General features: G+C 66.9%; 11 protein-coding genes. 9 read left to right on the top strand and 2 right to left on the bottom strand.

Features of this window, described 5'->3' with window-relative positions; genetic code table 11:
• Positions 1-163: 163 nt before the first annotated feature.
• From lepA to nagZ, 8 genes are all read left to right on the top strand, one after another.
• The gene (lepA, locus tag FOB47_RS19785) at positions 164-1,957 is read left to right on the top strand and encodes a translation elongation factor 4 (RefSeq protein ID WP_006578556.1); all 1,794 of its coding nucleotides are present in this window, start codon (positions 164-166) and stop codon (positions 1,955-1,957) included.
• 98 nt (positions 1,958-2,055) lie between these two features.
• Positions 2,056-2,955 carry a signal peptidase I gene (gene lepB / locus FOB47_RS19780; RefSeq protein ID WP_053822159.1) on the top strand — a complete coding sequence of 300 codons (900 nt, stop codon included), beginning with the start codon at positions 2,056-2,058 and terminating at the stop codon, positions 2,953-2,955.
• A 59-nt stretch (positions 2,956-3,014) separates the two neighbouring features.
• Positions 3,015-3,785, top strand: coding sequence for a ribonuclease III (gene rnc, locus FOB47_RS19775; protein WP_006578554.1), 771 nt, complete (start codon positions 3,015-3,017; stop codon positions 3,783-3,785).
• Positions 3,782-4,732, top strand: a complete 951-nt coding sequence (era, locus tag FOB47_RS19770) for a GTPase Era (RefSeq protein WP_053822158.1) — start codon at positions 3,782-3,784, stop codon at positions 4,730-4,732. Before rnc ends, era begins: the two co-directional genes overlap by 4 nt.
• The gene (recO, locus tag FOB47_RS19765) at positions 4,725-5,612 is read left to right on the top strand and encodes a DNA repair protein RecO (protein ID WP_053822157.1); all 888 of its coding nucleotides are present in this window, start codon (positions 4,725-4,727) and stop codon (positions 5,610-5,612) included. Before era ends, recO begins: the two co-directional genes overlap by 8 nt.
• A gap of 7 nt (positions 5,613-5,619) precedes the next feature.
• Positions 5,620-6,414 (top strand): pyridoxine 5'-phosphate synthase, encoded by a 795-nt coding sequence (pdxJ, locus tag FOB47_RS19760; protein ID WP_174781904.1) that lies wholly within the window; start codon positions 5,620-5,622, stop codon positions 6,412-6,414.
• On the top strand, positions 6,411-6,839 hold the full coding sequence (gene acpS, locus FOB47_RS19755) for a holo-ACP synthase (protein ID WP_053822155.1): 429 nt from the start codon (positions 6,411-6,413) through the stop codon (positions 6,837-6,839). The genes pdxJ and acpS overlap by 4 nt, the downstream gene beginning before the upstream one ends.
• Before the next feature lie 18 nt (positions 6,840-6,857).
• Positions 6,858-7,907, top strand: a complete 1,050-nt coding sequence (gene nagZ, locus FOB47_RS19750; RefSeq protein ID WP_174781903.1) for a beta-N-acetylhexosaminidase — start codon at positions 6,858-6,860, stop codon at positions 7,905-7,907.
• 114 nt (positions 7,908-8,021) lie between these two features.
• Here nagZ and efp read toward each other — a convergent pair whose 3' ends face one another.
• The gene (efp, locus tag FOB47_RS19745; protein WP_006578548.1) at positions 8,022-8,582 is read right to left on the bottom strand and encodes an elongation factor P; all 561 of its coding nucleotides are present in this window, start codon (positions 8,580-8,582) and stop codon (positions 8,022-8,024) included.
• Between the two features lie 177 nt (positions 8,583-8,759).
• Positions 8,760-9,944 (bottom strand): elongation factor P maturation arginine rhamnosyltransferase EarP, encoded by a 1,185-nt coding sequence (earP, locus tag FOB47_RS19740; protein ID WP_174781902.1) that lies wholly within the window; start codon positions 9,942-9,944, stop codon positions 8,760-8,762.
• A gap of 113 nt (positions 9,945-10,057) precedes the next feature.
• On the opposite strand from earP, the gene uvrC reads away from it, so the two are divergent.
• Positions 10,058-12,187 (top strand): excinuclease ABC subunit UvrC, encoded by a 2,130-nt coding sequence (uvrC, locus tag FOB47_RS19735; RefSeq protein ID WP_174781901.1) that lies wholly within the window; start codon positions 10,058-10,060, stop codon positions 12,185-12,187.
• The last annotated feature ends 24 nt before the right edge of the window (positions 12,188-12,211 follow it).

The following is a 12,211-nucleotide window of genomic DNA, read 5'->3' as shown; positions in this document are numbered from 1 at the left end:
GAAACGGTCGGGCGCAAGCGTGCCACCAACCTGCGGCCGGGCCCAGGCGCGCCCGGCGGGCCGCCCGTCCCTCCGCCCATGACATGCTGTGCCGCGGCCGGATGCGCGTACGTCGCCATCGCCCGTTGCCAATGCGCTGCCGCGGCGCTCCCCTGACCAACCGATGGACCATATCCGTAACTTTTCGATCATTGCCCATATCGACCACGGGAAATCGACCCTGGCCGATCGCATCATCCAGCTGTGCGGGGGCCTTTCCGACCGCGAAATGGAGGCCCAGGTCCTGGATTCGATGGATATCGAAAAGGAGCGGGGCATCACGATCAAGGCCCAGACCGCGGCGCTCAGCTACAAGGCGCGCGACGGCAAGGTCTACAACCTGAACCTGATCGATACCCCGGGACACGTCGACTTCAGCTACGAAGTCAGCCGCTCGCTGTCCGCCTGCGAAGGTGCGCTGCTGGTGGTCGATGCCTCGCAGGGCGTCGAGGCCCAGACCGTGGCCAACTGCTATACCGCGATCGAGCTCGGCGTCGAAGTGGTGCCCGTGCTCAACAAGATCGATCTGCCGCAGGCCGATCCCGACAACGCGATCCAGGAAATCGAGGACGTGATCGGCATCGACGCGCATGACGCGACGCCGTGCTCGGCCAAGACCGGCCAGGGCGTCGAGGACGTGATCGAGGCGCTGATCGCCAAGGTGCCGCCGCCCAAGGGCGATCCGGACGCACCGCTGCAGGCGCTGATCATCGATTCGTGGTTCGACAACTACGTCGGCGTGGTGATGCTGGTGCGCGTGGTCAACGGCACGCTGCGTCCCAAGGACAAGGTGCTGCTGATGGCCAACGGCTCGCAGCATCTGGTCGAGCAGGTCGGCATCTTCTCGCCCAAGTCGATCCAGCGCGAAGCGCTGTCGGCCGGACAGGTCGGCTTCGTGATCGCCGGCATCAAGGAACTGAAGGCGGCCAAGGTCGGCGACACCATCACCACGGTGGCGCGCAAGGCCGAGGCGCCGCTGCCCGGCTTCAAGGAAGTCAAGCCGCAGGTGTTCGCCGGCCTCTATCCGGTCGAGGCGAACCAGTACGAGGCGCTGCGCGAATCGCTGGAAAAGCTGCGCCTGAACGACGCCTCGCTGCAGTTCGAGCCGGAAGTCTCGCAGGCGCTGGGCTTCGGTTTCCGCTGCGGCTTCCTCGGCCTGCTGCATATGGAGATCGTGCAGGAGCGGCTCGAGCGCGAGTTCGACATGGACCTGATCACCACCGCGCCGACGGTGGTCTACCAGGTGCAGATGCGCGACGGCACCATGGCCCAGGTCGAGAACCCGGCCAAGATGCCCGACCCCAGCAAGATCGACGCGATCCTGGAGCCGATCGTCACGGTCAATCTGTACATGCCGCAGGACTACGTCGGCGCCGTGATCACGCTGTGCACGCAGAAGCGCGGCACGCAGGTCAACATGAGCTACCACGGCAAGCAGGTGCAGCTGACCTACGAGATTCCGATGGCCGAGATCGTGCTCGATTTCTTCGACCGGCTCAAATCGGTTTCGCGCGGCTATGCGTCGATGGATTACGAGTTCAAGGAGTACCGCGTTTCCGATGTGGTCAAGGTCGATATCCTGATCAACGGCGACAAGGTCGATGCGCTCTCGATCATCGTGCACCGCTCCAATTCGCAATACCGGGGCCGCGAAGTCGCCGCCAAGATGCGTGAAATCATTCCGCGCCAGATGTACGACGTCGCCATCCAGGCGGCGATCGGCTCGAACATCATCGCGCGCGAAAACGTCAAGGCGCTGCGCAAGAACGTGCTGGCCAAATGCTATGGCGGCGATATTTCGCGCAAGAAGAAACTGCTGGAAAAGCAGAAGGCCGGCAAGAAGCGCATGAAGCAGGTCGGCACGGTCGAAATTCCGCAGGAAGCGTTCCTGGCCATTCTGCAGGTGGAAGAGAAATGACGCGCCGGACGGCAAGCGTGGCGAACCGGCGCAACGCCGGCGCAGCCCCGATGCCCTCCGGTCCGCACCAATAAGACTTCGCCAACGATCTAGCCGTCATGAATTTTGCACTGATCCTTTTTGTGCTGGTGGTCATCACCGGTATTGCCTGGGTGGCCGACAAGCTGGTGTTCCAGAAGCAGCGCCGCGTATCGGCGCAGGCCGCCCTGGCCGAGTTCGATGCGCGCCGCGCCGCGATGCCGGGGCATGGCTCCGGCACCGAGTTCGAATCCTCGCGCAGCAGGCTGGCCGAGGAGAAGCTGCGCCAGCCGTGGTGGCTCGAATACTCGGCCAGCTTCTTTCCGGTGATCCTGGCGGTGTTCGTGCTGCGTTCGTTCGTGGTCGAGCCGTTCAAGATCCCGTCCGGCTCGATGATCCCGACGCTGCTGATCGGCGATTTCATCCTGGTCAACAAGTACGAATACGGCCTGCGTCTGCCGGTGGTCAACAAGAAGATTGTCTCGCTGGGCGAGCCGCAGCGCGGCGACGTGATGGTGTTCCGCTATCCGAAGGATCCGTCGCTCGATTACATCAAGCGCGTGATCGGCGTGCCCGGCGATGTGGTGACCTATGAAAACAAGCGGCTGACCGTCAATGGCAAGCCCGCGCAATACGACGCGCTGCCCGACTATCTGGACGAGGAGCGGCTGTCGTATTCCAAGCATTACAAGGAAACCCTGCCGGGCGGCGCGCCGCATGGCATCCTGAACGACGCCGACCGCCCGGCCTTCGTGGCGGGCGCCGACCCAGATTTTCCCTTCCGCGAAAACTGCACTTACAATCAGCAGGGCGTGACCTGCAAGGTGCCTTCGGGCCACTATTTCGTCATGGGGGATAACCGGGACAACAGCCTGGATTCGCGCTATTGGGGCTTCGTGCCGGACGAGAACATCGTCGGCAAGGCATTCCTGATCTGGATGAATCTCGGCAACCTGGGCCGGGTGGGGTCGTTCCAATAAACGGCGGCCACCGGCCGGAGCGCGCCATTCGACTACCTCTTCGGGAACGCAGTACTGACATGAACCTCGACGCCTTGCAGCAACGACTCGGCTACCGTTTCAGCAAGCCCGAATTGCTGCAGCAGGCGCTGACGCACCGCAGCCATAGCGCGCAGCACAACGAGCGGCTGGAATTCCTGGGCGACTCGGTGCTGAACTGCGCCGTCGCCGACATGCTGTACGGCATGTTCGGCAAGCTCGACGAAGGCGATCTGTCGCGCGTGCGGGCCAATCTGGTCAAGCAGCAGGCGCTGTACGAGATCGCGCAGATGCTGCAGCTGTCGGAGTCCCTGCGGCTGGGCGAAGGCGAGCTGAAAAGCGGCGGCTTCCGCCGTCCCTCGATCCTGGCGGACGCCCTCGAAGCCATCGTCGGTGCAGTCTTTCTCGACGCCGGTTTCGAGGCCGCCCGCAGCCTGATCCGCAAGCTCTATATTCCGATCCTCGAACAGGTCGACCCGCGCACGCTCGGCAAGGACGCCAAGACGCTGCTGCAGGAATACCTGCAGGGCCACAAGATCGCGCTGCCCCAGTACAACGTGATCGCGACCCACGGCGCCGCCCATAATCAGCAGTTTGAAGTCGAATGCATCGTGCCTAAACTGGAAGTGCAGGTATTCGGCACCGGGGCCTCGCGCCGTGCCGCCGAACAGGCGGCCGCCAAGCTGGCGCTGGAAGAGGTGCAGCGGCTGGTGCCCCAGCTGCTCAAGCGCAGCCGCGCCGAACGCACCGGCAAGACCCGCAAGCAGCCCGTTCCCCCGGATCCGCAGTTGTCTCTCAGGTTGAAGGAATGACCGAATCGAATCGCCCGCAACCGGAGTCCACGGACTCCGCCGCGGCAAACCCGCCCGCGGCATTCCGGTGCGGCACCGTGGCCATCGTCGGGCGGCCCAACGTCGGCAAGTCGACCCTGGTCAATGCGCTGGTTGGCCAGAAGATCAGCATCACGTCCCGCAAGGCACAGACCACGCGCCACCGGCTGGTCGGCATCCAGACCACCGACGACACGCAATACGTGTTCGTCGATACGCCTGGCTTTCAGACCCGGCATGCCAGCGCGCTCAATCGCTCGCTCAATCGCGCCGTGACCTCGACGCTGTCGTCGGTCGATCTGGTGCTGTTCGTGGTCGAGGCCGGCCAGTACGGCGCCGACGACGAGAAGGTGCTGACGCTGCTGCCGCGCAATACGCCGGTGCTGCTGATCGTCAACAAGATCGACCGGCTGCCGGGCGAGCGGCGCTCGGAAATCATGTTCCCGTTCCTCGAGAAGATGGGGCAGCAGTTTCCGTTCCGCGAGGTGGTGCCGATGTCGGCCAAGACGCGCGACCATATCGAGCGCCTGCTCGGCATCATCCGGCCCTATCTGCCGGAAGGCGAGCCGATGTACGACACCGATGCGCTGACCGACCGCAGCGAGCGCTTCCTCGCCTCCGAGATCATCCGCGAGAAGGTGTTCCGCTGGACCGGCGACGAGCTGCCATACACCAGCACCGTCGTCATCGACAAGTTCGAGACCGAAGGCCGGCTGCGGCGCGTGTTTGCCACGATCCTGGTCGAGCGCGATGCGCACAAGGCGATGGTGATCGGCGCCAAGGGCAGCAAGCTCAAGCAGATCTCGACCGAGGCGCGCCTGGACATGGAGAAGCTGTTCGACGGCAAGGTCTACCTGGAGCTGTGGATCAAGGTCAAGAGCGGCTGGGCCGACAACGAAGCCGGACTGCGTGCCTACGGATATGAGTGACCGCCCGGCGGTCCCGGCGCCTGCGCGGCGCGGGACCGCCTCCGCGCGCCGCGCGGACCCGGTGGCAGAGGAAGCCGCCGAAGTACTCGACAGCGTCGGCGCCGAGCTGGCCGGCGCGCGCGCGATGATGGATCGGGCGATGCGGATCGTGCCGGCGCGCACCGAGCTGCGCGTGGTCAATCAGCCGGGCTTCGTGCTGCATGCGTGGCCGTATCGCGAAACCAGCCTGATCGTCGATGTCTTCACGCGCGACCACGGCCGCATGGCGCTGGTTGCCAAGGGCGCCAAGCGTCCGCATTCGGCGCTGCGCGCGGTGCTGCAGCATTTCCTGCCGATCTCGCTGTCCTGGAGCGGGCGCGGCGAGGTCAAGACGCTGACGAAGGCCGAATGGATCGGCGGCATGCCGCCGCTGGCCGGCGAGGCGCTGCTGTCCGGCTTCTACCTGAACGAACTGCTGCTGCGTTTCTGTCCGCGCGAGGATGCGCACGAGGCGCTGTTCCGCCATTACATGACGACGCTGACGCGGCTGGGGCAGGGCGAGCCGGCCGCCCTGGTGCTGCGCGGCTTCGAGCGCGTGCTGCTGCAGGAAACCGGCTTCGCGGTCGCCTTCGATCGCTGCACGTCGACCGGCGAGGCGGTGCAGCCGGACCTGGATTACGTCTACCAGCCCGAGCGCGGCGTGCGGCGCGCGCATGCCAGCGATCCGTCGTCGTGGCCGGTCGTGTCCGGGCAGACGCTGCTCGACATGTCCCGCGACGACTACAGCCGCGCGCAGACCGTGACGCAGAGCCGCGCGCTGATGCGCTTTCTTCTGCATTATCATCTGCAAGGCGTGCCACTGAAGACGCGCCAGATCCTGATCGACCTGCAAGCCCTGTGATTCCCCTATGATTTTCCACGCTCATCCCGGTGCGAACTCGAGCTTCATCGCGCTCGGCGTCAACATCGACCATGTGGCGACGCTGCGCAACGCGCGCGGCACCGTCTATCCGGATCCGATCCAGGCCGCCTTGCAGGCCGAGGAGGCCGGCGCCGACCTGATCACGCTGCATCTGCGCGAGGACCGCCGCCATATCCGCGACGCCGATGTGCGTGCGCTGCGGCCGCAGCTGGCCACGCGGATGAACCTCGAATGCGCGCTGACGCAGGAGATGCTGGACATCGCCTGCGAGATCCGCCCGCAGGACGTCTGCCTGGTGCCGGAGCGCCGCGAGGAAGTGACCACCGAAGGCGGGCTCGACGTGGCCGGCCGTTTCGAGCAGGTCAAGGCGGCGTGCCGCCAGCTGGCCGACGCGGGCATCCGCGTGTCGCTGTTCATCGATGCGCAGGCCGACCAGATCGAGGCCGCCGCCGCCAGCGGCGCGCCCGTGATCGAACTGCATACCGGCCGCTATGCCGATGCGCAGACGAGCGAGGACCAGGCGCTCGAATTCCGCCGCATCGCCGACGGCGTCGACACCGGTCTGAAGCATGGCCTCGTCGTCAACGCCGGCCACGGCCTGCACTACACCAATGTGCAGCCGATCGCCGCGCTGCCGGGCATCGCCGAACTCAATATCGGCCACGCGATCGTCGCGCACGCGGTATTCGCCGGCTGGCAGAACGCGGTGCGCGAGATGAAGGCGATCATGGTCGCCGCCCGGCTCGGCACGCGTTATCCCGTGCCGAAGGCTCCGGCGTGATCTACGGCGTCGGCACCGACATCATCCAGATCGAGCGCGTGCGCGGCGTGATGGCCCGCACCGGCGGACGCTTCGCCGAGAAGGTGCTGGGCCCGCAGGAGCTGGCGGTCTATCATCGGCGCCGCGCGCGCGTCGACAAGCGCGGACTGGCCTTCCTGGCGACGCGCTTCGCCGCCAAGGAGGCCTTCTCCAAGGCGATCGGCCTGGGCATGCACTGGCCGATGACCTGGCGCGCGATGGAGCTGCTGAACCTGCCGTCGGGCGAGCCGTACGCGCATTGCCACGGCGAGCTGGCGCAGTGGCTGAACGAACGCGGGCTGACGGTGCGCGTCAGCGTCAGCGACGAACACGACTATGCGGTCGCCTTCGCGATCGCGGAACGGACGGGGCCGGCGGAAGCATCGGGCGTGCCCCTACCCAGATAACTCCTTCTCCTTTCACCGATGACCAAGAAGAATGCAGGCAAGCGACCGGGCCCGGTCGTGCTCGATGTCAAGGGCAAGCAGCTGGACGCCGACGATGCGCGCCGCATCTCGCATCCGTTAACCGGCGGGGTGATCCTGTTTGCGCGCAACTTCGAGTCGCGCGCGCAGCTGGTCTCGCTGACGCGCGAGATTCGCGCGCTGCGCGACGACGTGCTGATCTGCATCGACCATGAAGGCGGCCGCGTGCAGCGCTGCAAGACCGATGGCTTCACCCATCTGCCGGCGATGGCGAAACTGGGCGAGCTGTGGGATCGCGACGTGCTGGCCGCGACCCGTGCCGCGGTGGCCTGCGGCTATGTGCTGGCGGCCGAGCTGCGCGCCTGCGATATCGACCTGTCGTTCACGCCGGTGCTCGACCTGGACTATGGGCGCAGCGGCGTGATCGGCGATCGCGCCTTCCATGCCGACCCGCGCGTGGTGGCGATGCTGGCCAACCATCTGACCCATGGCCTGCTGCTGGCCGGCATGGCCAACTGCGGCAAGCATTTCCCCGGGCACGGCCACGTCGAAGCCGATTCGCACGTCGCGGTGCCGGTCGACGAACGCACGCTGGACGAGATCCTCGAGCAGGACGTGCGGCCGTACCAGTGGATGGGCATGACGCTGGCCTCGGTGATGCCGGCCCACGTGATCTACCCGAAGGTCGACCCGAATCCGGCCGGCTTCTCGCGCTACTGGCTGCAGGACATCCTGCGCGGCCAGCTCGGCTTCGAAGGGGTGATCTTCAGCGATGACCTCAGCATGGAAGGCGCCAGCGTCGCCGGCACCGTCACGCAGGGCGCGCGCGCCGCGCTCGATGCCGGCTGCGACATGGTACTGATCTGCAATCATCCCGAGCGCGCCGACCAGCTGCTGGCCGAGCTCGACGTGTCGATCGACAAGGCCTCGCAGCGGCGCGTGCGCCGGCTGTTCGCACGCGGCAAGGCGATGGACTGGAACAAGCTCGAGCAGGACGCGGGCTATCGCGGCGCGCTGCGGCAGCTGCGCGATGAGGGACTGATCGGCTGAAGCTGCAGCGCGTAGCGCTCGCCGCCATGAGCGCCGCGCAATGAAAAAGGGCAGCCGGTCGGGCTGCCCTTTCTTTCGTCTCGGCACGGACCGCGTGGGTCCGTCCGCGTCGCCTTAGTTGGCGCGGCTGCGGTATTCGCCGGTGCGGGTGTCGATCTCGATCTTGTCGCCGATGTTGCAGAACAGCGGCACCTGCAGCTCGAAACCGGTATTGATCTTGGCGTTCTTCAGCACCTTGCCCGACGAGGTGTCGCCCTTGACGGCCGGCTCGGTGTAGACGATCTCGCGCACCAGCGTGGTCGGCATTTCGACCGAGATGGCCTTGTCGTTGTAGAACACCACTTCGACGTTCATGCCGTCTTCGAGGTAGTGCAGGGCGTCGCCCATGTTGTCGCTTTCGACTTCGTACTGGTTGTAGTCGGCGTCCATGAACACGTACATCGGGTCGGCGAAGTACGAGTAGGTGCATTCCTTGCGATCCAGCACGACCACTTCGAACTTGTCGTCGGCCTTGAACACGGCTTCGCCCGGTGCGTCGGTCAGCAGGTTCTTGTACTTCATCTTGACGACCGCGGCGTTGCGGCCCGACTTGTTGTACTCGGCCTTCTGCACGACCATCGGATCGGCACCGATCATGAACACGTTACCGACGCGGAGTTCCTGTGCGGTTTTCATCTGAACTAATCTTCCTGAATTAAAAATGTCTGGGAGTTCGGCGTGGCGAGAGCGCGCCGGCTCGGCGCGCGTTCGCGATCCGTGCTCAGTTCCGCGCGGGGCCCGCGGGATCGGACGCCGCAAGGCGCCGCGCGGGCAACCCAGGATGTCCAGCCCGGTCGCCATCAAATCAACCCGCTATTTTACCCGACTTTCGCAAAAGGCTACGAGGTTCGCTGCGAGATCGCCCAGCGCGGCCAGGCTATGCTGCCAGCGCTGTGCGGTACGCGCCAGTCCGGGCAGTGCGGCGCGCAGGCCATCCCACGCGGCCGCGACATCCGCGGGCGGGGCCGCGCCGTTCCAGGCATGCCAGAAGCGCGTGATCGCCGCGGCGTCGGCCGGCTCGCCGATCTGCTGGCGGTAGAGCGTCAGAAACGCGTCCAGCTTGACGCGGTGGGCGTCGTCGGCCTGCGGATAGATGTGCCAGACGAAGGGGCGCGCGGCCCATTGGGCACGAACGAACGAATCCTCGCCGCGCACGAAATTGATATCGCAGGCCCACAGCAGTTCGTCGAACTGTTCCTGCGGCAGGAAGGGCACCCGATGCAGGTGCAGCCGTCCCAGCGTGCGCGCGGTTTCCGGCGCCGCCCCCGTGGCGTCCGGGCCGGCCCAGGCAAAGGCCTGCTGCGCCGCCGGACCAGCCGGCATCAGGCACTGCACGGGCTCGTCGCCGTCGCGCCAGTGGGCCAGCAGCGCCGGCAGCGCGGGATTCGGATAGGCGAACAGGCTGACCCGGCGCGCGCCGTCGATCGGCGTGACGCCGAGCCGATGCCATAGCCGCGCCTGCGCCGCCGGAGAGCCGGTGAAGCTGCGCCGGTGCATGCCGAGCAGCGATTCGCGCAGCACGCCGCCAGTGCCCGGCTCGAAGCCGGGGAAGAAGAAGTACTTGACCAGGGGCAGGCGCGGATGCGGCGAGGCCATGCCGTGATGCTTACGCACCCAGGGCTCGGCGCTCAGATATTCGAGATTGATCCATGCCGGCTTGCGCGCGGCCTGTGCCATGCGCGCGACGAAGGCCGGCGGCAGTTCGCAGGCAAAGGCCTCGATCACGGCGTCGTGCGGGACGACCGCTTCGCCCGGCTCATCGAGCCCGGCGTCGCTGCCTGCGATCCAGCGGCGCACCTCGACGCCGGCCAGCCGCTGCCGGCCGGCCGCGGGATCGAGCGCCGGCGCCAGGCGGGCAAAGCTGCCCAGATCGTCGACCCACAGCCGCACCGCATGGCCATGCTCCTGGGCCAGTTGGCGCGCCAGCCGCCAGCAGACACCGATGTCGCCGAAGTTGTCGATCACGGTGCAGAAGATGTCCCAGGAGCGGATGGTCATGGCCGGAATTGCTCTAAACTTGCGATTTTAGAGCCCCGCGAGCCTTCGCGCCTCCGCGCGTCAGGCGTTCGACGTTCGCGGCGGCCGATCGCATGTCCCTGCCGCCTTCCCCGATGTCACGTCCGGATCCGCAACCCGCTGGCACGCCCGCCGAGGCCGAGCCGCGCATCGACACGCCCCAGCCGGCGCTGCCCGAAGCCGGTGCAGCGTCCACCGACGTTTTGGCTGTGCCTGCCCAGGCCGGCGCGCCGTCGCAGGAGCCGCGGCCGGAGCCGGAGCCCGAACTGGAAACCAGCTTCGATCCCCGCCCGGTGATCGCCGCGCTGCCCGGCCTTCCCGGCGTCTACCGCTATTACGACGCGGCCGGCGGCGTGCTCTATGTCGGCAAGGCGCGCGACCTGAAGAAGCGCGTGTCGAGCTATTTCAACAAGACCCAGCTGTCGCCGCGCATCGCGATGATGGTGTCGCGCATCGCCCGCATCGATACCACGGTGGTCCGCAGCGAGGCCGAGGCGCTGCTGCTCGAGAACAATCTGATCAAGGCGCTGACGCCGCGCTACAACATCCTGTTCCGCGACGACAAGTCGTATCCGCTGCTGAAGCTGTCGGCGCATCGCTATCCGCGCATGGCGTACTACCGGGGCGCGACCGACAAGCGCCACCAGTATTTCGGTCCGTTCCCGAGCGCGCACGCGGTGCGCGAGAGCATGCAGATCCTGCAGAAGGTGTTCCAGCTGCGCACCTGCGAGGACACCGTCTTCAACAACCGCACGCGGCCGTGCCTGCTGCACCAGATCCACCGCTGCACGGCGCCGTGCGTCGGCGCGATCAGCGAAGACGATTACGCGCGCGACGTCGGCAACGCCGCGCGCTTCCTGCAGGGCCGGCAGAAGGAGGTGCTCGAGGGCCTGCAGCAGAAGATGGAGCAGCACGCCGAGCGGCTCGAGTTCGAGCAGGCCGCCGCGGTGCGCGACCAGATCGGCGCGCTGTCGACGGTGCTCAAGCGCCAGGCGGTCGAGGAGGTCGGGCAGAGCAGCGATATCGACATCCTCGCCGTGGCGGTGCAGGGCGGACGCGCCTGCGTCAACCTGGCAATGGTCCGCGGCGGCCGCCATCTGGGCGACAAGGCGTATTTCCCCGCGCATGTCGACGAGGCCGCGATGATCGTCGACGAGGAGGCCGAGGAGATCGTCGCCACGCCGGTCGGCGGCGAAAGCGCCGAGTCGGCCCAGGCCGCGCAAGAGGCCGAAGTTGCCGAGTCGGGCGCCGCGGTGGCCGAGCGCGTCGCCGCCAACGTGCTGGCCGCCTTCATGGCGCAGCACTACCTCGATCAGCCGGTGCCGCCGATCCTGGTAGTCAGCCACGCCCCCGCCGACGGCGCGCTGATGGAGGCGCTGACGATGCAGGCGGGGCGCCGCATCACGCTGGTGCGCCAGCCGCAGGGCCAGCGGCGCGCCTGGCTGGAGATGGCGCAGCAGGGCGCCGCGCTGGCGCTGGCGCGGCGTCTGGCCGAGCAGGGCAGCCAGGAGGCCCGCACGCGGGCGCTGGCCGATACCATCGGCATCGAGCTCGACGATCTGGGCGCGCTGCGGGTCGAATGCTTCGACATCAGCCATACCGCCGGCGAGGCGACACAGGCCTCGTGCGTGGTGTTCCATCACCATGCGATGCAGAACAGCGAATACCGCCGCTACAACATCGACGGCATCACGCCGGGCGACGACTATGCGGCGATGCGGCAGGTGCTGACGCGCCGCTATCAGAAGCTGGTCGAGCGCAGCCAGGAGGACAGCGCCGCGATGCCGCATATCGTGCTGATCGACGGCGGCAAGGGCCAGGTCGAGGTCGCGCGCCAGGTCTTCGAGGAACTGGGGCTCGATATCGGGCTGCTGGTCGGCGTGGCAAAGGGCGAGGGCCGCAAGGTCGGCCTCGAGACGCTGGTGTTTGCCGACGGACGTCCCGCGCTCGAACTGGGGCAGGGCAGCGCGGCGCTGATGCTGGTGGCGCAGATCCGCGACGAGGCGCACCGTTTTGCGATCACCGGCATGCGCGCGCGCCGGGCGAAGACGCGCACCACCTCGCGGCTCGAAGAGATCGAAGGGATTGGCGCCCGCCGGCGGCAGAAGCTGCTGACCCGCTTTGGCGGCATCCGCGGCGTGATGGCGGCCAGCGTCGACGAACTCGCCAGTGTCGATGGCATTTCGCGCGCCCTGGCCGAGGAAATCTACCGGCAGCTGCATTGAGGCGGCGCGCCGGCCGCCCGGCGC

It is taken from the genome of Cupriavidus gilardii (genome assembly GCF_013347325.1).
Taxonomy (GTDB): Bacteria; Pseudomonadota; Gammaproteobacteria; order Burkholderiales; family Burkholderiaceae; genus Cupriavidus; species Cupriavidus gilardii.
Note: the sequence above shows the minus strand (reverse complement) of the source record. Positions and strands in the feature narration are given on the sequence as shown.